At 49.4% G+C, this 23413-nt stretch carries 22 protein-coding genes; 14 read left to right on the forward strand and 8 right to left on the reverse strand.

Going from position 1 to position 23413, the window contains the following annotated elements:
- Positions 1 to 11: 11 nt before the first annotated feature.
- Both AB8599_RS00180 and AB8599_RS00185 read right to left on the reverse strand, forming a co-directional pair.
- Positions 12 to 1799, reverse strand: coding sequence for an aminopeptidase P family protein (locus tag AB8599_RS00180; RefSeq protein WP_407331830.1), 1788 nt, complete (start codon positions 1797 to 1799; stop codon positions 12 to 14).
- A gap of 84 nt (positions 1800 to 1883) precedes the next feature.
- Positions 1884 to 2852 (reverse strand): LysR family transcriptional regulator, encoded by a 969-nt coding sequence (locus tag AB8599_RS00185; RefSeq protein ID WP_407331831.1) that lies wholly within the window; start codon positions 2850 to 2852, stop codon positions 1884 to 1886.
- 98 nt (positions 2853 to 2950) lie between these two features.
- On the opposite strand from AB8599_RS00185, the gene AB8599_RS00190 reads away from it, so the two are divergent.
- Both AB8599_RS00190 and AB8599_RS00195 read left to right on the forward strand, forming a co-directional pair.
- Positions 2951 to 4147: a multidrug effflux MFS transporter gene (locus AB8599_RS00190; RefSeq protein WP_407331832.1), complete on the forward strand. Its 1197-nt coding sequence runs from the start codon at positions 2951 to 2953 to the stop codon at positions 4145 to 4147.
- Between the two features lie 174 nt (positions 4148 to 4321).
- On the forward strand, positions 4322 to 4612 hold the full coding sequence (locus tag AB8599_RS00195) for a hypothetical protein (RefSeq protein ID WP_407331833.1): 291 nt from the start codon (positions 4322 to 4324) through the stop codon (positions 4610 to 4612).
- A 10-nt stretch (positions 4613 to 4622) separates the two neighbouring features.
- Here AB8599_RS00195 and AB8599_RS00200 read toward each other — a convergent pair whose 3' ends face one another.
- Positions 4623 to 5501 carry a DMT family transporter gene (locus AB8599_RS00200; protein ID WP_407331834.1) on the reverse strand — a complete coding sequence of 293 codons (879 nt, stop codon included), beginning with the start codon at positions 5499 to 5501 and terminating at the stop codon, positions 4623 to 4625.
- A 132-nt stretch (positions 5502 to 5633) separates the two neighbouring features.
- Between AB8599_RS00200 and rmuC the strand changes: the two genes are divergently transcribed.
- From rmuC to hemB, 9 genes are all read left to right on the forward strand, one after another.
- Complete coding sequence (gene rmuC / locus AB8599_RS00205) at positions 5634 to 7175, forward strand: DNA recombination protein RmuC (protein ID WP_407331835.1); 1542 nt, start codon at positions 5634 to 5636, stop codon at positions 7173 to 7175.
- 169 nt (positions 7176 to 7344) lie between these two features.
- Positions 7345 to 8124, forward strand: a complete 780-nt coding sequence (gene ubiE / locus AB8599_RS00210; protein WP_407331836.1) for a bifunctional demethylmenaquinone methyltransferase/2-methoxy-6-polyprenyl-1,4-benzoquinol methylase UbiE — start codon at positions 7345 to 7347, stop codon at positions 8122 to 8124.
- A gap of 9 nt (positions 8125 to 8133) precedes the next feature.
- Positions 8134 to 8766, forward strand: a complete 633-nt coding sequence (locus AB8599_RS00215) for an SCP2 domain-containing protein (protein ID WP_407331837.1) — start codon at positions 8134 to 8136, stop codon at positions 8764 to 8766.
- Positions 8763 to 10397, forward strand: a complete 1635-nt coding sequence (ubiB, locus tag AB8599_RS00220) for a ubiquinone biosynthesis regulatory protein kinase UbiB (protein WP_407331838.1) — start codon at positions 8763 to 8765, stop codon at positions 10395 to 10397. Before AB8599_RS00215 ends, ubiB begins: the two co-directional genes overlap by 4 nt.
- A 132-nt stretch (positions 10398 to 10529) precedes the next feature.
- On the forward strand, positions 10530 to 10760 hold the full coding sequence (tatA, locus tag AB8599_RS00225; RefSeq protein WP_016959503.1) for a Sec-independent protein translocase subunit TatA: 231 nt from the start codon (positions 10530 to 10532) through the stop codon (positions 10758 to 10760).
- A 3-nt stretch (positions 10761 to 10763) separates the two neighbouring features.
- The gene (tatB, locus tag AB8599_RS00230) at positions 10764 to 11117 is read left to right on the forward strand and encodes a Sec-independent protein translocase protein TatB (protein WP_407331839.1); all 354 of its coding nucleotides are present in this window, start codon (positions 10764 to 10766) and stop codon (positions 11115 to 11117) included.
- A gap of 37 nt (positions 11118 to 11154) precedes the next feature.
- Entirely contained in the window at positions 11155 to 11919 is a 765-nt protein-coding gene (tatC, locus tag AB8599_RS00235) for a Sec-independent protein translocase subunit TatC (RefSeq protein WP_407331840.1), read from the forward strand.
- An 88-nt stretch (positions 11920 to 12007) separates the two neighbouring features.
- Positions 12008 to 12787 carry a 3'-5' ssDNA/RNA exonuclease TatD gene (tatD, locus tag AB8599_RS00240; RefSeq protein WP_407331841.1) on the forward strand — a complete coding sequence of 260 codons (780 nt, stop codon included), beginning with the start codon at positions 12008 to 12010 and terminating at the stop codon, positions 12785 to 12787.
- Between the two features lie 42 nt (positions 12788 to 12829).
- Positions 12830 to 13885: a porphobilinogen synthase gene (gene hemB / locus AB8599_RS00245; RefSeq protein ID WP_407331842.1), complete on the forward strand. Its 1056-nt coding sequence runs from the start codon at positions 12830 to 12832 to the stop codon at positions 13883 to 13885.
- 81 nt (positions 13886 to 13966) lie between these two features.
- On the opposite strand, the gene asnC is transcribed toward hemB, so the two are convergent.
- On the reverse strand, positions 13967 to 14428 hold the full coding sequence (gene asnC, locus AB8599_RS00250) for a transcriptional regulator AsnC (RefSeq protein ID WP_407331843.1): 462 nt from the start codon (positions 14426 to 14428) through the stop codon (positions 13967 to 13969).
- 121 nt (positions 14429 to 14549) lie between these two features.
- Between asnC and AB8599_RS00255 the strand changes: the two genes are divergently transcribed.
- The 3 genes from AB8599_RS00255 to AB8599_RS00265 all read left to right on the forward strand — a co-directional run bounded on the left by AB8599_RS00255 (position 14550) and on the right by AB8599_RS00265 (position 18772).
- The gene (locus AB8599_RS00255) at positions 14550 to 17702 is read left to right on the forward strand and encodes an EAL domain-containing protein (protein ID WP_407331844.1); all 3153 of its coding nucleotides are present in this window, start codon (positions 14550 to 14552) and stop codon (positions 17700 to 17702) included.
- 87 nt (positions 17703 to 17789) lie between these two features.
- On the forward strand, positions 17790 to 18560 hold the full coding sequence (locus AB8599_RS00260) for a class I SAM-dependent methyltransferase (protein ID WP_407331845.1): 771 nt from the start codon (positions 17790 to 17792) through the stop codon (positions 18558 to 18560).
- 32 nt (positions 18561 to 18592) lie between these two features.
- Positions 18593 to 18772: a hypothetical protein gene (locus AB8599_RS00265; RefSeq protein WP_407331846.1), complete on the forward strand. Its 180-nt coding sequence runs from the start codon at positions 18593 to 18595 to the stop codon at positions 18770 to 18772.
- 400 nt (positions 18773 to 19172) lie between these two features.
- Here the strand turns inward: AB8599_RS00265 and AB8599_RS00270 are convergent, their stop codons facing one another.
- Genes AB8599_RS00270 through hemC form a run of 4 tightly spaced genes read right to left on the reverse strand, consistent with a single transcriptional unit; the run spans position 19173 to position 23296 of the window.
- Entirely contained in the window at positions 19173 to 20360 is a 1188-nt protein-coding gene (locus AB8599_RS00270) for a heme biosynthesis HemY N-terminal domain-containing protein (protein ID WP_407331847.1), read from the reverse strand.
- Positions 20357 to 21607, reverse strand: coding sequence for a uroporphyrinogen-III C-methyltransferase (locus tag AB8599_RS00275; protein WP_407331848.1), 1251 nt, complete (start codon positions 21605 to 21607; stop codon positions 20357 to 20359). Before AB8599_RS00275 ends, AB8599_RS00270 begins: the two co-directional genes overlap by 4 nt.
- A complete protein-coding gene (locus tag AB8599_RS00280) occupies positions 21591 to 22364 on the reverse strand; it encodes a uroporphyrinogen-III synthase (protein ID WP_407331849.1) in 774 nt (257 codons plus the stop codon). The genes AB8599_RS00275 and AB8599_RS00280 overlap by 17 nt, the downstream gene beginning before the upstream one ends.
- Complete coding sequence (gene hemC, locus AB8599_RS00285) at positions 22361 to 23296, reverse strand: hydroxymethylbilane synthase (RefSeq protein WP_407331850.1); 936 nt, start codon at positions 23294 to 23296, stop codon at positions 22361 to 22363. Before hemC ends, AB8599_RS00280 begins: the two co-directional genes overlap by 4 nt.
- Positions 23297 to 23413: the final 117 nt, after the last annotated feature.

The raw sequence follows: 23413 nt of genomic DNA on the forward strand, positions 1-23413 counted from the left end.
GTGCTAGTGCGTTATCGAGACAAAGGTGACACGGCTTGCTCAAGCCACGCTAAATCATCACCTTGCAGTGATGGACTGATATCGGCCCACACTTTTTGGTGGTAATCGTTCCACCACGCGATTTCGCTGTCAGTCAGCAAGTTAACATCCACCAAACGACGATCAATTGGCGCGCGAGTTAACGATTCAAAACCTAATACCGTCATGTCACCCGCCGTTGGTACTTCCACCACCAACTCTAGATTTTCAATGCGAATACCGAATGCATCTGCACGGTAATAGCCCGGCTCATTCGATAGCACCATGCCTGGCAGCAAAGCCACGGTGTTTGGCGCTTTCGCGATGCGCTGAGGTCCTTCGTGAACACTCAAGAAGTGGCCGACACCGTGACCAGTGCCATGGTCGTAGTCAAAGCCGTGTGCCCAAAGGTATTGACGCGCCAAAGCATCCAGTTGACTACCTGCGGTTCCTTTCGGAAAACGTGCTGTGGTGAGTGCAACATGGCCTTTTAGTACCAGCGTAAATGCCTGCTTCACATCATCTGAACATTCGCCGATCGCTACGGTTCTCGTGATATCTGTTGTGCCATCTGGGTATTGACCGCCAGAGTCCACCAGATACACGTTATTCAGTTCCAGCTCGCCCGGCTTAGGCTGATTGAGGTGGTTATAGTGGCACATGGCCGCATTTCCGCCTGCAGCTGAAATGGTATCAAAGCTCAAATCTGCCAGCGTTTCGTCCAATTTGCGAAAGCTGTAGAGTTTGTCAGAAAGCTCTGCTTCGTTTGGAAGAATGCCTGCTGCGACTTGCGCATCTAGCCATGCTAGAAAACGACTTACTGCCACACCATCTCGGATATGACTCGCTTTCATGCCTGCAATTTCAGTGGTGTTTTTGGCCGCTTTAGGCAGCATGCAAGGATCTGCAGCGTGCACAATGATTGCGCCGTTTTTGGCGAGAACCTGACTTGCCCAAGCATTGCTGGTTTGTGGGTCGACCAAAATGGTTTTGCCAGACATAGCTGACAAGGCCGCTTCTAGTGCATCTGGTGATTGCACCGATACGCCTGCGCCAACATGTGCCACAAAGTCATCGGGTAGACGGTTAGGGTCAATAAACAGGGTGACGTCACCATTGGCTTCAACCAATGCAGTGGTCAACACAACAGGAAGGCGAGACACATCGCCACCACGAATATTAAGCAGCCAGCAAATACTGTCTAGTTGACTCAGCAATGCTGCGTTTGCACCGGCCTTTGTCAGTGCTTGGCCAATGATCACGCGTTTCTCGGTGCTGCTTTGTCCAACGAGCTCGATGCCCATCAGACGAGCCGTGGTCAACAGTGGCTCAGGACGATCGTGCCAAAGTGCATCAATCGGATTGCTGTTGATAGCGGTCAGTGTCAGTTTTCCTGCCACTGTTTTCTCGGCGTTAGCCAGCCAGTTAGCGCTATGAAGACGCGTGTCGATGGCGACTTTGCTGCCTTGCGGCAAGTTTGAAAGTAGCCATTGCAATGCGGGCTCATCAATCAAATGACGATATTCGAAAATGTCGCCAGGTACTTGCTTGCGTACCTGCACGGTATAGCGACCATCAACAAAAATGGCCGCACTTTCGCGAGTGACCACCGCTGCGCCTGCCGAACCTGTAAATCCGGTAGCCCAGTGAAGACGCTCATTGTGGGCGGGAATATACTCTCCAAGAAATTCGTCTTCATGTGGAATAACCAGTGCATCCAGTGCTTGGTCTTCCAGCCAGCGTCGCAATGCGGTGACGCGATCAGCATAAGTGGCGTGCATTTATCGTCCTATTTTTATCTGTTTTGATTGATCGTAACGTTTAAAATATCGATGAGGTCGAGCGTGCTCTCTCTAGGCTCTAACCTATCTGTTTTCGTCTGCCGCTGCAATTTCTGTCATATATCGACAACGCGAAATAATGAGCTGTCTAAGCCAACGATGACCAGGGTCTGATTCCTGACTTTGATGCCAAAACAGGGTATATGCCATCGGCGGTAAAGGCTCAGGCAAGGATGTCACCACCAAATCCAGTTGTTTTGCCACGGCGTTGGCGAAGTGAGATGGCGCAGTAAAAACCAGATCGGTGTGCGTGCATAAACTGGCAGCACTATTAAAGTCAGGGACATACATTGCAATGTCGCGTTCAAGCCCGCGCTCGGCCAGTTTGTAGTCTAGCAACCAGCGATCGCTGCCATCACAGCGCACCTGAATATGACGTTGTTTGAGATAGCTTTCCATGTTCCAGTGCTTCGACAACAGCGGATGCCCTTGGCGAACAATCACTTTTTGGTGATCTTGATAGAGTTCTTCATAAACAATGCCTTTTGGCGGCATTAACGTGAGCATGGCGTCAGCAGGGTTCAGATCTTTTCCTGTAATGCCGAAGTCCACCTCACCGCGAGCCATGGCGTTAAAGGTGCCTGAGCCCCATGCTTCCGTATCTAAAGTAATTGATGGCGCAGCATCGAGTATTTCACCTAAAAAACGCGGCAATAAAAGCGGGTAAGCACTTTCGACTAAAGCAAAGTGAAAGCGGCGATCGCTGGTGGCAGGGTTGAACGCATCCGATATGGTCAGCCCTTCGATATGATTCAGCAATGCCTTCAGAGCGGGTTTGAGCGATAGCGCTTTAGCGGTGGGGTGTAAGCCGCGCGATGTGCGATTGAACAATGGGTCATCAAATTGCTCACGTAGCTTTGCTAAATTCTTGCTCACTGCCGATTGGCTCAAGTGTAAACGCTGCGCAGCGCGCGTGACATTGCATTCATCTAAAAGAATATGCAAACAAATCAGAAGGTTGAGATCGTAGCGCAGTAGGTGGTTCAAATTCACGAGCAATATTCCATTTGGGAATGTCTGACCTGACTATAAGCCATTTTTATTCATATCAAAACAAGACTACACTGCGGGCAATTAATCAGGAGTCTTTTATGTCCACCCTTTCTTCGAAACCTGATAGCCGCTTGGTTGCATTGATGGTACTGCTTGTACTGTTCAGCCCGCTTGCTATTGATATCTATTTGCCTGCTATGCCAATTATGGCGGCAGAATTTGATGTTGCTCCGACCCGTATTCAAGACACTATTTCGTGGTTTATGGTGAGTTTGGGTATGGGGCAATTATTGGCAGGTCCATTGGCCGATCGCTTTGGTCGTCGTCCAGTCGCACTAGTCGGCATCTGCATTTATGCAGCCAGCTCGGCGATGGCTTGGGTTGCCACGTCTTTAGATGCGTTGCTCATTGCACGTCTGCTACAGGGGGCTGGCGCTTGCGCGACCTCGGTGTGTGCGTTTGCAGCGGTACGAGATAGCTTTGGCGGTAAGCGAAGCGGTCAAATGATCAGCTACCTTAACGGTGCAATTTGTTTTATTCCGGCACTGGCACCATTGCTGGGCAGTTGGCTTACCGCGCAGTTTGGTTGGCGAGCCAATTTCAGTTTCATGATGGCCTATGCGCTAGTGGCACTTGTACTGGTGTTTACGCTGTTTCGTGAAACACGCCCTGCTGATACTGATTCAAGCGGCGCATTGCTGAGTCCTTCACGTTATTGGCAAGTATTGAAAGAGCCAGTCTTTATCTATCACGCCGTGCTGTGCATGCTAGCGATGGCGGTGATTCTAGCTTACGTGACCTCGGCACCTGTGCGACTTATCAATGGATTGGGTTTGTCGATGGGGCAGTTTACAGGGTGGTTCGCCATCAATGCGGCGCTTAATATTTTTGCATCAATGACGACACCAAAAATCATGGATATATTCGGCAGTCGTAAAACGCTGAACGCTGGCATGATGATATTGGTATTTGCTGGCGTATTGATGGGCGTTTTGAGCTCGACACAAACTGCATGGGCCTTCATGGTGCCGGTGTTCTTATCATCATTTGGCTTTGCTTGGGTGCTGGGTTCATCTGCAGGCAAAGCGTTAGAGCCTTTCGGTCAGCGTGCTGGCACGGCCGCCGCGCTGCTTGGTCTCTTTCAAATGAGCGGTGCAGGTATTCTTGTCAGCCTCACACAACGTGCAGGACTCTCTGAGCCTCATCTGCTGGTTTTCCACATGCTGCTAATCGCACCAGGCTTGGCATTGCTTTGGTCGCGTGCAGGCAAGCGCTGGCATACGGCTGAGTGTTAAATCGCAAACACAGTACATGTGCAGAAAGTTAACCATTCACACCTAATTTCGATTATTTACCCGCCAAATTATTTTGTGCGGGTATTTTTTTGTTGCTTATTGACCAAAGGGAGTATATTTAGTGTGCGAACACCTCATTTCTTCCCGAAAAATAAAATAATAGGTCGTATAACTATGTCGATGTCGATGCTTGAATTAGCTCGTCACTTGGAGACACTCGAAGAGTCTCCAGAAAAAATGATGTTTGGTAAACTTCTCACTGAATTAAGCGGCATGAGTGAAGAGCGCGTTCAACGTGCAGCTCGCCAAGTGCCGATCAGTGGGCTGCGTGAATTGGTTCATCAATTCAATAAAGTGATTGCAGATCGTCGCGGAGAGCGCGTGCAGGAATTGGCACAAGAAATTGCAGATGACGGCATTTCAGTCGAAGAGCTGCGCCAATATCTCACGCAGCGTAACGCATAACTGTATTAAATCACGTCTTACTTTTTCGTTGCTGAATTAAAAGACCAGCAATAATCATCACCAAGCCTATCAAGGTCGTTGGGTGGATTTGCTCGCCTATAATATTGGCCAGTAATATCAGCGAAATAAAGGGTGAAATAAAGATAAGGTTGCTGATCTTGGCGGTATTAGTCGCCAACTTCATTGCCTTGAGCCAAAGCACGAACGTGATCCCCATTTCAAACAAACCCACATAGCTGACGGCGAGCCAACCTTGCCAAGGAATACCATTCCAATCACTGCTGTATAGGCTTAGGCCAATTGAGAAAGGCAAAGACAATAAAAACCCAAGCAAGAGCCCAATCACAGGATCTGCTTGGTTTTTTGCGTTTAGAATCCAATAACCTGCCCATAGAAGCGTTGACAGCAGTGCTAATCCCACGCCCAGCGGACTATCAAAGTTCAAGTCTAAAAGATTGCCTTTTGTAGCAATAACCACCACACCCGCATAACCGAATGCCGCCGCAATCCAATCCTGTTTACGAATTTTTTGCCCTAAGAATATGGCCGCCATCAAGGTGAGCGTGATCGCCCAGCTGTAATTCAGCGGTTGAGCCAGCGAGGCGGGAAGCAAATCGTAAGCCTTGAATAGCACCAGATAATAGATAAATGGATTGATCAGCCCCAGCATCACGTAATAGAGCGGGCGGCGAGAAAAGGTTGATGCCAATTGATTGAGCGTGCCCTGCCATCCCGCCACAGCCGCAAGAGAGATTGCTGAGACCACGCTAGCTGCCGCCAGCATCTGGATCGGATCCATGTAAGTCAGGGTGATTTTAAAGGCCGTCGCGACGGTTGACCAAAGCAATACAGCAGCCAATCCGTAGCCAATCGCAAGGCGATCATTCATGAAAAATGCTTATTTAATAAGAGGGGAAAGCAGCAGTCTAGTGCAGTTCCCGACAAACAGAAAGGCTGGACATTTATCCAGTGTCTTATTAGCCTTCATGGCAGGCAATAAATAAAATTAAAAGGTAAGGGCATGCAGATCGAAAGCCTGTTTTCTGATGGCATGATATGGCTAGCAGCGGCGACAGGTGCAGGGCTGACACTGATAGTGAGCGTGGTCTATCACCGAATGGCGCAGAGCAACCTACGTGAGATGCATCAGCAACAACGCGAGGCCGATGAAAAACTCAGTCGCGCTGCGATTGAGCATCTACAAACTGAAAACACATCGCTTCAACAAGAACTGGATGAGCTCGATCTTGAGCGAGACAGACTCAGCGCCGAGCTTCGTCTGCAATATGGCCGGTTGGCTGCGGCGGCGGAAAAGCTTCGTCAAATGGACGCACTGCGCGCCGAGAAAACCCAGCTTACCGAGACCTTGGATTCTGTGCGCGATAACAAAGCGGCGCTGGAGCTCACGCTGCGTGAGCAGCAAACCCGCACTGAAGAGCAACTGGAGGCAGCAGATGAGAAAATCCGCTTGCTAGAAGGCGCGGAAGAGCGCCTGCGCGTACAGTTTGAAAGTCTGGCTAATAAAGTGTTCGATCATAAAACTCGCACGGTTGATGAACAAAACCGTGCGAGTTTAGATTCATTGCTCGGACCGTTAAAAAGCCAGCTTGAGGGTTTTCATAAACAAGTCAGTGACAGCTTTGGTGAGCAGGCCAAAGAACGTCATACCCTAATCCATGAAATCAAGAGTCTGCAAAAGCTCAATGAGGACATGACACGCGAAGCCGTGAACCTGACGCAAGCGCTAAAAGGGGATAACAAACAGCAAGGCAACTGGGGAGAGGTGGTGCTTGCGCGTGTGTTAGAAGAATCCGGCCTTCGAGAAGGGTACGAATACCAAACCCAAGTGAGCCTAGAGAACGAACAGGGCAAGCGCTATCAGCCCGATGTACTTGTGCGTTTGCCGCAAGAAAAAGACGTCGTGATTGATGCCAAAATGGTGCTGGTCGCGTATGAACGTTATTTCCACGCAGACACAGTGGCGGAAAAAGACAGCGCGCTGCGCGAACATGTCGCCGCGATTCGCAGTCATATTCGAGGCCTTGGAAGGAAGGATTATCATCAACTGCATGGTATTCACAGCCTCGATTACGTTCTCATGTTTATCCCCATCGAGCCTGCGTTCCAGATCGCCTTGGAAGCAGAACCCTCGTTGATTCGTGAGGCGCTCGATCACAACATCATGTTGGTCAGTCCAACGACCCTGTTGGTGGCATTAAGAACCATCAATAACTTGTGGCGTTATGAGCATCAAAATCAGAATGCGCGTCTTATCGCTGATAAAGCGGCCAAGCTTTACGATAAAATTCGTCTGTTTGTGGCCGATGTTGAAGTGCTCGGCGCGGCGCTTGATAAAGCAGGGGACAGCTATCACAGCGCGCTCAATAAGTTGTCCACGGGGCGTGGCAATATTCTGCGTCAGGTTGAAGGCTTTAAATCCCTCGGGGTCGAAGTGAAGCGTGATATCAGTCCAGCGATGCTAAAACGAGACACGTCTGAAGAATCTGAGCAAAACGAAGACGTGGTTACCTTACCCATCTCGCGTGATTTATCAGACAGGTAGTTGGCACACTAAGCACTGCAATCATGGTTTGAACTGACTAAAATAACCACAAAATACCGATGCCTCACTGACTCGCGCTTCTTGTGGTTGTTTGAGTATGTAAAGTACACTAAGCGGCAAAAATATCGGGCATTCCCTATTCCGGTCCGGTGTTACTCAGGGGTTTACAATGACAGATTTGACACAGGGCGTGACACAAGACGCAGAGGACAATACCACTCACTTTGGCTTCAAGACGATCGCCAAAGACGAAAAGGTCGGTATGGTTGCTAACGTCTTCCACAATGTGGCCGCGAAATACGACATCATGAATGATGTGATGTCCATGGGTATTCACCGAATTTGGAAACGCTTCACCATTGATTGCAGTGGCGTACGCCCAGGTCATCGTGTGCTCGACCTTGCGGGTGGCACTGGCGATTTGACCGCGAAATTCTCCCGCATTGTCGGTGAGAAAGGTCAAGTGATATTGGCTGACATCAACAACTCCATGCTCAATGTGGGTCGCGATAAACTGCGTGACATGGGCGTGGTCGGCAACGTTAACTATGTTCAGGCTAACGCCGAAGAACTGCCATTTCCGGATGATCACTTTGACTGCATCACCATTAGTTTTGGCCTGCGTAACGTCACTGACAAAGACAAAGCGCTACGCTCTATGTATCGCGTGTTGAAGCCGGGTGGTCGCTTACTGGTATTGGAATTTTCCAAACCTCTGGTTGAGCCACTTTCTAAGGTGTACGACGCTTATTCGTTCTACCTTTTGCCGAAAATGGGTGAGCTTATCGCCAATGATGGCGAGAGCTACCGCTACTTAGCCGAATCTATTCGCATGCACCCTGATCAGGACACCCTGAAAGGGATGATGGAAGAAGCAGGCTTCGAGCAAACCAAATACTTCAACTTGACCGGTGGCATTGTTGCCCTGCACCGTGGTTACAAATTCTAAGGTGCTGCTATGCCTCTTGATCCTTTAGTCACCGCCATTGTTGAAACCAGTCTAAACTCGCTGGTTCGGCAGGATGCGGAAAGTCAGCGGCGACTTGCTCGCCTCAAAGGCAAAGTGCTGCGTGTCAGCCTGACAGACATTAATAAAAAATTGGTGTTTGTGTTCAGCCAGCAAATTGATGTGTTGGCTGATTTTGAAGGTGATGCGGATTGCGATTTGGCGTTGGCTATTTCAGTCGCGCCACAACTGAAAGATAAAGCCAACCTGACTGCACTTATCAAGCAAGACAAACTGCATCTTGATGGTGATATCGATGTTGCTCAGCAGTTTTCCAATTTGCTCAACGGCTTGAATCCAGACATTGCCGAATGGTTATCTCACTATACTGGCGATGTGGTTGCACATACCGTGGTGAGTGGCGCCAAGCAAGGGTTAGCCTTCATTAAAGCGCTGGGTCAACGGAATCAGCGTTATGCTGCTGAGTTAGTGGTTGAAGAATGGCGCTTGGCACCTGGTGCTTTAGAAGTGGCCTACTTTGCCGATCAGGTCGATGAGGTGCAAAGTCAGGCATCGCGTCTACATGCGCGCCTTGATGCCTTTGAGCAAAAACTGGCTAGAATCGCCAAGGTGGAAAACGCATGACACTGAGCGAAATTCGCCGCCTCTATAAGATCACCAAAGTGCAACTAAGCTATGGTTTGGACGAGTTGCTGCCCAAACAAGCGATTACTCGTGCTCCGCACTTGATGCGTAAGATGCTGTTTTGGATGAAAAACGAACATCAAGACATGCCGCTGGGTGAGCGCCTTAGATTGGCGTTACAAACGCTTGGCCCTGTATGGATCAAGTTCGGGCAAATGATGTCGACTCGACGCGATTTGTTTCCGCCAGCAATCGCCGATCAGCTCGCGCTGTTGCAAGACCAAGTCGCCCCGTTTGATGGCAAACTGGCCAAAGCGCAAATGGAAGCTGCGCTGGGTGGCCCACTCGAAACCTGGTTTGATGATTTCGACGAAACGCCGCTGGCTTCGGCGTCGATTGCACAAGTGCACACCGCGATCTTGAAAGAAAACGGTCGAGAAGTGGTATTGAAGGTCATTCGTCCCGATATCCTTCCGGTTATTCAAGCCGACATCAAACTCATGTATCGCATGGCGCGCATTGTTGCCCGTTTCCTGCCAGAGGCTCGTCGCTTAAAGCCGGTGGAAGTGGTTCGTGAGTACGAAAAAACCTTGCTTGACGAATTGGATCTGATGCGCGAAGCGGCCAATGCGATTCAGCTACGCCGCAACTTTGAAAACGACCATATTCTTTATGTGCCTGAAACTTTCAGTGATTACTGCCGTACCAGTTTGATGGTGTCGGAGCGTATCTACGGTATTCAGGTATCTGATCTTGAAGGACTTAAAGCCAACGGTACTGATTTGAAATTGCTCGCCGAGCGCGGTGTGCAAGTGTTTTTCACCCAAGTGTTCCGAGACAGCTTTTTCCATGCTGACATGCACCCGGGCAATGTGTTTGTTTCTTATGAACACCCAGAAGATCCGCAATGGATTGGCTTGGACTGTGGCATCGTCGGGACGCTGAACCGAGAAGATAAGCGGTATTTGGCGGAAAACTTTCTCGCTTTCTTCAACCGCGATTACCGCAAAGTGGCAGAATTGCACGTGGATTCTGGCTGGGTGCCGCACGACACCAATGTCGACGAATTTGAATTCGCGATCCGCACTGTGTGTGAGCCGATTTTTGAAAAACCGCTGTGTGAGATCTCCTTCGGTCACGTATTGTTAAATCTGTTTAATACTGCGCGCCGTTTCAACATGGAAGTGCAACCACAGCTCGTCCTACTGCAAAAGACCTTGTTGTACGTGGAAGGGTTGGGTCGACAGCTTTACCCGCAATTGGATCTTTGGGATACCGCGAAACCATTTCTCGAGCAGTGGATGTCACGCCAGTTAGGGCCACAAGCGGTCATTAACGCCATCAAAGAGAAAGCGCCATTCTGGGCAGAGAAATTACCTGAGCTGCCTGAACTGGTCTATGACAGTTTGCGCCAAGGTCGTCAGGTGAATCAGCGCATGGATGTGATGTACAAAGAATTCATGCAGTCTCGAAAACAAAACAACCGCGCAAAGTTCTTATTGGGCGTGGGGGCAACGTTACTCGTCACGTCTGCCATACTCTATAGCAACCAAGTAGAAGATTTACCGCAGATCGCGGGCGTTGTTGCATTGTTTAGCTGGGTGCTTGCATGGCGAGCATTTAATAGATAAATACCCATTCAAGTTATCCTCGCTGAAAGCAGAAAATTGAGGTAGCTTGAATAACATAAATAAGTTGTAACATGTTGCGAGTAGAATCGTGTTACATCGTTTATTCACCACATAACACAGAGGTCGTTCTAGATGGGTGGTATTAGTATTTGGCAACTTCTTATTGTTGCTGTCATCGTCATTCTCCTTTTTGGCACCAAGAAGTTGCGTAACATTGGCGGCGATCTGGGTTCAGCAGTGAAAGGCTTTAAAAAAGCCATGACTGACGATGAAAAGAAAGACGCTGATTTCGTTCAGGAAAAACTGGAAGAGAAAGACAGCACGGCACAAAAGAGCGAAGCGAAAGACAAAGAGCAGGCATAATCCGTGTTTGATATCGGTTTTTGGGAGCTGATCCTGATCGCAGTTGTTGGTCTGGTTGTGCTCGGCCCTGAACGTTTACCTGTTGCTATTCGAAATGTGTCTCGCTGGATTGGCGCGGCACGACGTATGGCGGGTTCTGTAAGAGATGAGCTTGAACAAGAGCTTAAAATCCAAGAACTACAGGATAACTTGAAAAAAGCCGAGCAGATGGGAATGCAAAACCTGTCGCCCGACCTGCAGCAGTCTGTTGATGAGCTGAAAAAAGCAGCAGAAGGTGTCCAGCGCCCTTACGCCAGTAAGAGTGAAAACACTGATGTTGCCAGCGCCTCTAGTCCTACTAAGGATAAAACCGAGTAACGGTAATCCGTAGGGCTCCAGTTTTTGTCGAGTAACTATGTCATCTGTTGAAGATACCCAACCGCTTATTAGTCACCTTGTCGAACTAAGAGACCGACTGCTGCGCGCCTTAATGGCAGTGCTGGTGGTGTTTCTTTGTTTGGTGTATTTCGCCAACGATATTTATACGTTCGTGGCTGCACCCTTGGTGGATCGGCTGCCCGAAGGCACCAGTATGATTGCAACAGATGTGGCTTCGCCCTTCTTTACGCCAATCAAACTGACCTTGGTGGTCTCGGTATTCATTGCTGTGCCAATGATTTTGTATCAGATCTGGGCGTTCGTCGCGCCGGGTTTATACAAACATGAAAAGCGCCTTGTGATGCCGCTTCTGGCATCTAGCTCCTTGTTGTTCTATTGCGGCGTAGCCTTCGCGTATTTTGTTGTCTTCCCTTTGGTGTTTGGATTTTTTACGTCAATCGCCCCGATAGATGTTGAGATCGCAACGGACATTGCAAGCTACCTCGATTTTATACTGGCGCTGTTTATGGCGTTCGGTATTGCGTTTGAAATTCCGGTCGCGATTATCTTGCTGGTATGGACGGGGGCCGTTGACCCGGATGACTTGCGTAAGAAGCGCCCTTATATTGTGGTAGCGGCCTTTGTTGTCGGCATGTTCCTTACGCCACCGGACATCATCTCGCAGACACTACTGGCTATCCCAATGTGTCTGTTGTTTGAAGTTGGGCTGTTCTTCTCCCGTTTCTACAAACGGCGTGACGAGGAAAGCAGTGAAGAAAACGAAGAGCACAGTCAGGGATAATCTCTGAGTGAGTGAATAAAGCCAGTGATACACTGGCTTTTTCTTTGTTGTGCCAACGTAAACAAGCCATGTGATACAAGGACAAATCGTGATTGATATTGGCGTTAATCTGACAAGTGCTCGGTTTGATAAAGACCGAGACGATGTGGTGATGCGTGCTCAGCAAGCGGGCGTCACCGCAATCTTGCTGACAGGGACCGATCTTGAGTCCAGCCCTCACGCTGCAGCACTCGCAACGCAATACCCTGACTATGCGTATGCAACCGCAGGCGTGCATCCACATGATGCGAAAAGCGTCGATGACTTATCGTTACCAACGATTCGTGAGTTGGCAAAGCAACCTCAGGTGGTGGCGATTGGAGAATGCGGTCTCGATTTTAATCGCGATTTCTCGCCGCGCCCGCAGCAAGAAGCGGTATTTGAAGCGCATCTTCGTCTGGCGGCTGAACTGAACATGCCCGTGTTTTTGCATTGCCGAGATGCTCATGAACGCTTTATGGCGATATTGACACCGTGGCTGACCAAATTGCCCGGTGCCGTGCTGCACTGTTTTACCGGATCGGAGCAAGAGCTTCGCGAATGCTTAGAGGTGGGGCTATATATTGGCATTACGGGCTGGATATGTGATGAAAGGCGCGGCGAGGCCTTACGCGCTATCGTGCCACTTATTCCTGATGACCGATTGATGATAGAAACCGATGCGCCGTATTTGTTGCCGCGCGATCTCAAGCCGAAACCTAAGTCGAGCCGCAACGAACCTTGCTACTTACCACATATTGCCTCAGAGATTGCCGTATTGCGTCAGCAAGACACTGAGCAGTTGATCACACAAAGTGCGGCGAACACTCGTCGCTTATTCAAACTGTAGGCGTTATGATTCGCTCAAATCACTTGGATTAAGGAGGATATCGTGACTGTATCCATTCAGGGCGCGTTTCCAGCTCGCCGCATGCGCCGTCTGCGCAAACATGACTTTAGCCGTCGCTTAATGGCAGAAAACCAACTGTCAGCGAGTGATTTGATTTATCCGATGTTTGTTCTGATGGGAAAAAACCGTCGCGAAAGCATTGAATCAATGCCGGGCATTGAACGCCTTTCCATTGATCTGATGTTGTATGAAGCAGAGTACCTGGCCAAGCTCGGTGTTTCTGCAATCGCGTTGTTCCCTGTTGTGCCGAAAGAGTTTAAATCGGCCAGTGCCGATGAAGCGCATAACCCTGAAGGGTTGGTTCAGCGTGCCGTGCGCCTGTTGAAAGAGCATGTGCCACAAATTGGCGTGATCACTGATGTCGCACTCGACCCATACACCTTGTCTGGTCAGGATGGTTTGACCGACGAAAAGGGTTATGTCCTCAACGACGAAACCACACAAGTGCTGATCCAGCAGGCACTGTCGCATGCAGAAGCAGGCGCGGACGTAGTGGCACCATCAGACATGATGGACGGTCGAATTGGCGCGATTCGCGAAGCGCTCGAAGAGGCGGGTTACATTCACACCCAAATTATGGCGTATTCTGCCAAGTATGCGTCAGCCTATTACGGACCGTTTCGTGATGCGGTCGGATCAGCGGCAAACCTGAAAGGCGGTAACAAGAAAACCTATCAGATGGACCCCGCCAACAGTGACGAAGCCATTCACGAAGTGGCGATGGACATCAATGAAGGCGCAGATATGGTCATGGTGAAACCGGGCATGCCATATCTGGATGTGGTTCGCCGCGTGAAATCTGAGCTGAAAGTACCAACCTTTGCTTATCAGGTGTCCGGTGAGTACGCGATGCACAAAGCGGCTGCGTTAAATGGCTGGCTGAATGAGCGTGAAACCGTGATGGAGTCGCTACTGTGCTTTAAGCGCGCTGGGGCGGACGGTATCTTGACGTATTTCGCCAAAGACGTTGCGCGTTGGTTGGCCGAAGATCAGCAGATGGATATCCCTGAGTTGCCGAATCAAGAAAGTGCTGAATAGGCATTCCGTGCAGTGATAGATGAAAATGCCAGCAAATTGCTGGCATTTTTGATCTGGCTGAAAGAAAGACCCTCTTCTCGCTTAGGGGGTGACATTTCGCTTGATGGGGTTTTGCAGTGAAATTAGCGTCTCCGTTGACTGCACTTCATCGATGGCTTGCAGCTTATCAATCAGCACGTATTGCAACTCTTCAATCGAGCGGCACATGAGCTTAACAAAAATGTTGTAGGCCCCTGTGGTGTAATAGGCTTCGACGACTTCATCGAGTTGCTGAAGTTTTTCTATTGCAGAGTGGTAATCGCGCGCGGCGTAGAGATTAATGCCAATAAAACAACACACGTCATACCCGAGCGCTTTAGTGTTAACCAGCACTTCTGTTCCCGTAATAATGCCCGCCGTTTTCATTTTTTCTACGCGAACATGCACTGTCGCAGGACTGACGGAAAAGCGCTTGCCCATTTCGGCATAAGGCACCTTGGCATCTCCCATCAAGGTCTGTAAGATTTGGCGATCTAAATCATCTAATTTTGCAATTTCATTCATTGGTATTCACTTAACTCCATGTTACCCGCAGTTTCTGTGCATGAAACTTGACCAACTGACAGGCTTGCCAATAGGGTGTCACAATAATGAAACCCTCAGGAACATTTTAATAATTATTCCTATGCGCCAGATATTTAAGTGGTTCTTACTCGCTTTTTTCTTACTGAATAATGGCGCCGTCTTAGCAGCCTATCAGGTTCTTGCTGTCCATTCCTATCATCCTGATTTTTTTTGGACTGAGTCACTGGTTGAAGGCATTGAACTCGGTGTTAAAGACCACGATATCGTTGTCGAGCACACTTACCTCGATACCAAGCGCATCCAGTCAGCAGGCTACATGGAAGCGTTGCGATCGCTCTACCAAACTCGGCTGCGCGGGCATCACTACGATGCCATTCTCACCACAGACAATGCAGCATTATGGCTGGTGAATGCCTTAGCTGAGGATGTAGGCGATATCCCCGTGGTGTTTTCAGGCCTAAACATTGCTACCTATCAACCATTTGAAAATATTTCGCGTTTGACGGGCGTGGAAGAATTGATCAATGTGCCGGATAACGTCGCTTTGATTAAAGCGCTCCACCCTGAAACACAACGCGTGTGGTTAGCGCTTGATGATGCGTACTCCAGCCGTGAATACTGGCAGGCGATCAGTGAACAGCTAGTCGATGCTGGGGATTTGGGTATTGAGGTAAACCGGCTTCATCAGATGCGTTTCGACGATTTGGTGAATCGTATTGCTGAATTGGAATCCGGCGATGTCGTGTTATTCATCTCATATTTCAAAGATGCCGACGGGGCATTCATGAATCATGGTGATTTGCTGACTAAGATCACCGCCTCTGCGACGGTGCCCGTTTACGGCGCAAACAGCTTTATGCTGCCTTATGGGGTGATAGGCGGCATCATGGTGGATGGCAAACACCATGGTCAGGTTCAAGCACAATTGTTGGCTGAAGCGTTGAGTATGTCAGCTTCACCGCCCGTTGTTACTGATGCTAATCAGTTGATGTTTGAATACGCCACAGCGAAAGAAAAGCACATTGATCTTACCTTGTTTTCGAATGCAGTGGCGGTGAATCAACCTCCTTCATTTGTCGTCTCCAATCGAGATGCTATTTTCAGCAGCGTTGCCATTATGTTCATTGCTGGTGTCATCATTGCTGGATTAGCCAAGCAAATGACTAAGCAAAAGAAAGGCGAGCGTGAACTGGCGCAAAGTCGCGCCCTGTTTAAAGGCGTGTTCGATCAGAGCCACCAATATATTGCTTTGCTTGATTACCAAGGCCGTGTTATCTCCGCCAATGGTGCGTTTCAACGGGTGTTTCCTCAATGGCGGGCTCGCGAGAATTTACCCCTTTGGCATTGGTCGGATTGGCTAAGCAGCGACAGATTAAAGCTGCATATTGAATCGCTGATAGAAGGTCAAACTAGCCGTTTTGAAGCCTGTTTATTGTCAGATCAGCAAAACGAAGTGATTCTTGATGTGGCGCTTAAAGCGTTGCCCGATCACAGTGATGCCGATGCGCAAATACTGTTTGAAGCCCGAGATGTTAGTCAGCGCAAACTGGCCGAACAGAAATTACAACGCAGCGAAGTTGAGTACCGCATGCTGTATGAGCAGCAGCCTGTCATGTTGCTGACCATTGATCACCAATCGCGTATTCAGTCAGTCAACCAGTGTGCAACCGAATGGTTAGGCTTTTCTAAGCGTCATCTGCTTGGGCATAAAGTGACTGATTTTTATGCTGATGACAGTCCACCACCACGTAGTTTGCTTGGCAGTGCGAATCGGCAACGTTTTGGTATTTGGCGTCGGGAAACTCGATATCGTACCAGCGATGGTCAAGAGCGCTGGATCCGTGAAAGCGTGCGTTCCACGCAAGTGCAGTCTCAGCTTCTTCTGGTAGGGGAAGACATCACCGAAAATCGTCGAATGGAGCAGCAACTCAGGTATCAGGCACAACATGACTTCCTTACGGGGTTGTTGAATCGCAGCCACTTCGAAATGTGTCTAGTGGATGCACTAAGTTCGGCCTCTGGCGAGCGTTTTGTACACGCGATGTTCTATATCGATTTGGATCAGTTCCGCGTGATCAACGACACCGTGGGTCATGAGGCGGGCGACGAAGCCTTAAAGCAAACCGCACAAGCCTTGCGAGAGTTGTTGCCCGTTGGCGCGACTTTGGCGCGATTAGGTGGCGATGAGTTTGCGGTGATTTGTTATCACTGCGATGAAGAGCAAGCGCTCGTTCAAGGTAAGCAAATCCTTGATAGCTTGAGTGAGATGGATTTCTACTGGGATAACACGCGGTTGGCACTGAGTTGCTCGGTGGGTATTCGTATGTTGGACAATACGGCGGGGACACCGCAGCAGGTGCATGCTCAAGCTGATACAGCCTGCTTTGCCGCCAAACATGATGGTCGCAGCCGGATTCACCTCTATCGTCCGGATGACGAAGAGCTTCGTCGTCATGAGCGTGAAATGGCATTTGTGAATAAAATCCATGCTGCGCTCGCCGAAGACAGACTCGAAGTGTATGCCCAGTCGATAGTCAGTGTGTCTTCCAAGCTGCGCGAAAAACTCTATTTCGAAGTCTTGGTGCGCATGCGTGATCGAGAAGGTAATTACGTGGCACCTGGGCTGTTTATTCCCGCTGCTGAACGCTACAACATGGCGCACCTTATCGATAAAAGAGTCATTGAAAAAACCTTGGGCTGGTTTGAGCGTAACCCTGAATATGTCAATGAAATCGCCATGATCTCAATTAACCTGTCGGGGCGTTCAATGAGTGATGAAGGCTTCATTGCTTTCCTTATCGATGCACTGACATCGAGCAATGTGCCGAGTTCTTCTATCTGTCTTGAGATCACTGAAACTGCCGCCATTGGTAACCTAACCGATGCGATTGAACTGTTTACTAAACTCAAGCAATTGGGTTGCACCATTGCGCTGGATGACTTTGGCTCTGGCTTATCCTCGTTTGGTTATCTCAAGCGATTGCCGGTCGACATCATTAAAATTGACGGCCAATTTGTTCGTGACATTGCAGAAGATGAAACCGACTACGCCATGGTTCGAGCTATTCACGAATTGGCCACGCAGATGGGCAAGAAGACCGTGGCGGAATTTGTTGAGAACGAAGCCATTTTAACCCGCCTTAAATCTCTGGGTGTCGATTATGCGCAGGGGTATCATTTCAGTATGCCAAAACCGATGGAGTTACTCATCAAGAGTGAGTCCATACAGCGCGCTCTCGCAACGCAGGAGTAAGCGGCAAGAAGATTTGCCGCTTTCTTTGCTCCAACTAGGCAGCGCTTGGGGTTATACTCGGCGAGACTAGATAGCCGGAGAACTCAGGTGCAGATTGTCTTAACCTGCGAAGCGCCAACGCGCCAAGACACCCTCGATACCATCGCACAACGCTGGGGCCTCACCCATGACAGCGATGCAACGTTTGCCCTCGTTTTAACCGAATCACAGTTAGAGTTGCGTAAACTGGATGAACCCAAGCTGGGTGCCGTTTTCGTTGATCTTATCGGTGGAGCTGTTGGCCATCGCCGTAAATTCGGCGGTGGTAAAGGGCAGTCAATAGCCAAAGCAGTTGGCCTCAATAAAGGTGCCACGCCAACGGTGCTCGATGCCACGGCGGGCTTGGGCCGCGATGCGTTTGTATTGGCCTCATTGGGTTGTAAAGTACAAATGGTAGAGCGTCACCCCGTGGTTGCAGCATTGCTTGAAGATGGCTTAGAGCGCGCCAAGTGCGATCCCGAGATTGGGCATTGGGTCAGAGAGCGCTTGTCTATGGTGCATGCTTCAAGCCATGATGCCTTGAGCCAATTGGTGCAAGATACTGCGCTTGAACGCCCCGATGTGGTCTATCTCGACCCGATGTACCCGCACAAGAAAAAATCCGCTTTGGTGAAAAAAGAGATGCGCGTGTTTCAGTCACTTGTCGGTGCTGATCATGATGCTGATGGCTTGTTTGACCCGGCCTATTTGTTGGCAACCAAACGTGTGGTCGTAAAGCGTCCTGATTATGCTGAGTTCATGGCGGGAAAAACACCGTCTACCCAAATTGAAACTAAGAAGAACCGTTTTGATGTTTACGTAAAAGCGGCAATGCGCTGATCGTACTTGACGGTTAGAAAGATGATCTAGTTATGACTGAGGAGGGCATAGGGTTGGCAAAAACCTTGTGTGATTGGAAAAGCAAAGAGATTGAAAAAGACCTGGCGGCGCTGGCTAAATTGGTCAAAGCTCCTGAATATGTGTGCCGCAAGTGCGCACGAGTGGCCAATACGAAGAAGGTGCTTTGCAAGCCGATTGATCTTGAGGCTTGATGCTTTCTTCAGATCTCATGTTTATAGTTTAAACACCCCCTGATCTTGAAAACAAAAACGCCTCCATGCGGAGGCGTCATTGGTAATAGGCTTGGGATTACTCCATGCCTTTTACCAGCAGAACTGTCAGTAAACCGGTAACAACCGAAACCATCAGGCCTGACACAATGATCCAAGGTAACATATCCATGATTCAGCGGGCTCACATTCAAATAAAGGTTTTTGACTACAAAAATTTACCTTCCTATTTGATACCAGCTACTTTGCCTTAACAATGGCTGGTAAATAGCCCTTAATGATTATTAACGAATTGAAACATAATGGGTTATTTTTAAGGCTTTGAGTGAGATTTGTGAATAAAAAAACGCCCGGACGGGCGTTTTTTTGTGCTCAAAATGTTTCACTCTTTGTGAGGCAGCGCGAGTTTTAATGCTTCACGTGACAGGTGATTGGCTTCGCCTGATTCATTGAGTTTTTCAAGCGTATCAACGAGCCATGCATAGTCAGTCACATCAGCACGAATATCGAGCGCTTTTTCAAAGTGCTGACGGGCTTCTGCCCATTTTCCTTCGCGGAAGTACAACTGACCCAACGCGCTGTGAGTGACAGGATTGCTTTCGTTGTAGCGCAACAGATCCTGCAATTTCAAAATGGCAGGGTGGTAGTCAGGCAATGAGAGCTCAGGCACCAGACCGATCAAGGTTTCATCAGGATGCTTTTTAAGATTCTCACGCAAAATAATATAGGCTTCAGAATCGGCATGGCGCGCAATCAATTGTTTGACCAAACAGGCGATCAATGGTGTTTGCTGACGCGCTGCGCGTGACAGGCTGTTCCAGTGTGCCAGAAGGCCATCGCTGCCTTTTTGTGTGGCGATATGCGCCATTAAACCGCATTCAGCTTTCAGCTCTAATTTGGCGGCTTCTGCGTCTGAAATGGCTTTTACGCGTTTCAGTGACGGCAGAAGACGGAGCAATGCTTGCCAATCTTGCAGTTTGAGGTAGGTATCTTTAAGTAAATTGAGCAAGATAGCGTTACGCGGGTTTGCATCTAACAAGCCTTGCATGCTTGCCAGCGCTTCTTCGTATTGACCCTGACGGAATTGCAATTTTGCACGCGTTAATGAGGTGGCCAGACTGTCAGTGCCAAAATCAGAAGCTTGCTGCAGGTAGCGATCGCGGTTTTCCACGTCCCCGCGACCTTGTGCGGCTTCCGCCGCGGCTAAATAGTTGAGCAATGGCGCATCGCTAAATTTGGCACCTTTCACTACCAACTTTTCAGCCTGTTTCCAATCGCCTTCCAGCAGTTTCACCAAGCCCTGGTTTGTTAAAGAGCGGGCTTTCTTGCTTTTACGGCCAGAAAACCAACCGCGGGTTGAGCTCGAAAACGAGAACAACTTGCGAATGATAAATTCGAGAATGAACAATGCTGCAAAGGCGGCAATAACAACGATAACCAATGTCGTTAGGCTCATTTCGATGGTTTGATTCGCGGCAGAGATCAGCACATAACCTTGGTTGCCGGCCAAGTCAGGCCCAACAATCAAACCTGCGATCAGTGCGATAACTAATAGGAGGATTTTGATCATTGGCTGCTTTCCCCTGTCGACAATGGCGCCAGATCGCGGCGCAGGCGATCGGCCAACAAGTCACTGATAAGCTGCTGGCTTTCAAGCGCTTCGGGGTAGCTGACTTCAACGGTTTGCTGGCTCAGCGTTTTTAGCGTGCTGACAAAACCTTCAGTAATCTTGGCGTCTTGGTTATAGAAACGTTCTGCCCATTCTTCCGCCGTTTTTAGCGACTCGGCATACAGGCGACCGTTTTGGCGATACACCGCCGTGATAGCCTGATCCAGCTTGGCTTTCAGGTTCTCTTGCAAATAGAAAGTTTGCGCAGGCGTTAGCAGTGGCACGACATCACCATCGCGTTTGCGATAGGTAATAAACTGACTCACAAAATCGCTCATTGACGCTTTCAAGTTTTGTTGCCAATCATCGACGTTGTCAGACACTTTCTCTGGGGCGATTGCTTCGCCTTCAGGAATAATGGCATTAGCCAGTGGCAGCTTGTCCACTTCTTGTTGCAAGCTGTTTAGTCTGAGCACGATGCCGTCGCGGTCAATGCGCTTAATTGCTTTCAGTTGTTGAATGTCTTTTGCCATAGCTTGGCGCAGTGGCGTCAATGAAGGGTCATTCAGCTCTGCAATACGTTGGTCTGCGTTTTCCATCAATGTGGTTGCTGTCAGCACGTCATGTTGCAGCCATAATTGGCGGCCTGCTTGGTTGACCAAGTAGTTTGCTTCAGCAAGTAGCCAATCATTTGGGCGACGACCTTTAACGTCGGCCAAGGCCGATTGAAGGCTAGCAATGGTTTTGTCCTGCTGATCGATCAGCACTTGTGTGTCTTGTGTGGCTTTTTGTACCGCAGCCAGAGCTTGCTTGTCACTGTCAGCCAACGCGTTTTTTAGCGCTGAAACCTCAGAATTTAATGCGGCAATGCCTGCATTGTATTGCTGCGATTGTTGGTGACCGTGATAGTAAAGACCCGCCCCCAGACCAATAACCAGCACAATGGCAAATACGGCCAATCCGCGTCCGCCGTTCTTTTCTTTTACAGGTTTAGCGGGCTGCAAAGGCTTGGCGGGTTGGGTTTCTTTTGCTGAAGAAGAAGGCGCAGCGGAAGATTTATTCTCTGCGTGAGTTTTATCCGACACCTTAGTGTCGGATTGAGAAGGAGAGCGAGTGGCTTTGTCAGACGCATTATTCGCCGTGTCTTTTGAGGATGCTGGCGCTGCTGAGTCTTTCTCCGTGCCTGATGGTTTATTCTTGTCTGTCATCCGAATGTCCCGAGTTGTTCATCTCGTATAAAGCGCGCAGCAGCGAGTCATTGGAGGCGCTGTTTACGCAGTTAATTGCCGAAAAACCAAGGCCAATTGCTTGATTGTAAATCCGTTTGCTTGGCACCAGTATATGGCATTCTCGCAACCATTGCTGGTCACACTCTGAGATTGTCTGGCATAAAAGTGAAAGTTGTTCACCGCTGGTGACGACAAAGGTGTCGACACCATCTGCCCGCCATTGTGTTGTTAATGATGATAAATCGTCTGCGTTCCAGTGTCGTTGATAGGCTTCAAAATAGCGCACCTTGGCACCATGTTGACAAAGTGTGTCGCCTAATAAGGCTCGACCACCATTGCCACGCAAAATCAGCACAGATTGACCGCTTTTCTTTGAAAAAATAGGCAGAGATAACATGCCTTCACTGTCTTCGGTGGGAGGCTGCAATGCGTTGATGCCGCTCAAATCACGCCACACTGAGGCCGTTTTTTCCCCCACGGCAACAAACTGCAGATCGGTTCGCCATGAAGCAAGATGTTCGGTTAAATGTGCCTGCGCATACTCGACGGCACGCGGGCTGACGGCGACCACCACACTATCGCTGGGTAGCGCAGTGAGGGTATCGTGAAGAGTAGGGAGGTCGACGCCGGCGGAAAAAGACAATAAAGGCGCGGGTAGCGCCTTTATGCCTGCTTGGTTGAGGCTGTTAGCCAGCTCAAAACAGGCAGGCGCCGGACGGACGACCACAACGGTCATATTTCGTCCTGATACAACTTTTCAAGAATCGGTCGTGCGCCTTCTGCCAGTAATCGCTCGGCAAGACCTGTTCCTAATTCTTCGGCTTTTTCTAGAGGGCCAGTCACTTCGCCGCGAATAATTTCGCTACCGTCAGGTTCACCGACCAATGCGCGCAAATAGATTTGATCGCCTTGGATTTCTGAATAACTGCCGATAGGTACCTGACAGCCACCTTGTAGGCGGTTGTTCATAGCGCGCTCGCACAATACGCGATAGGTAGTGTTGGCATCGGCTAGTGGTTCAAGCAACGCGCGTACACGCTCATCATCGAGTCGGCATTCAATACCCACGGCGCCTTGCCCAACGGCAGGCAGAATTTCTTCTGGCTCGATTTCGTTACGAATACGATCGTGCAGCCCAAGACGTTTCAAGCCTGCTGCAGCAAGAATTATGGCGTCATACTCCCCGTTATCCAGTTTACCCAGACGTGTCCCCACATTACCGCGCAGATCGTTAACAACGAGGTCGGGGCGCATTTCACGCAGTTGGCACTGACGACGTAAGCTCGATGTTCCCACAATCGCGCCTTGTGGTAGATCGCTGATGCTGGCATACGTGTTCGAAACAAAGGCATCACGCGGGTCGTCGCGCTCACAGATAGTGACCAATCCTAGCCCTTCAGGAAATTCCACAGGGACGTCTTTCATTGAGTGAACGGCGATATCTGCACGTCCTTCCAGCATGGCTTGTTCCAGCTCTTTCACGAACAGGCCTTTGCCTCCCACTTTCGCGAGTGGTGTATCGAGAATAATGTCGCCCTTGGTCACCATAGGCACCAGCTCAACCACCAGGCCGGGGTGTGTATTCTCGAGAGCAGCTTTAACATATTCGGCCTGCCACAGCGCCAATGGGCTTTGGCGAGTCGCGATGCGGATGGGCGTTGAATTCATAGTGGGTTCCATGTGATTTGCATGCACCAATCGTATCATCGCTGCTTATCAGCAAACCACCTCAAGATGCAGGATTTCAGAACTCAGTCGGTACAGTGAGGCAGTGCAACGCGGCGC

Source organism: Enterovibrio litoreus, assembly GCF_045679545.1.
Lineage (GTDB): Bacteria > Pseudomonadota > Gammaproteobacteria > Enterobacterales > Vibrionaceae > Enterovibrio.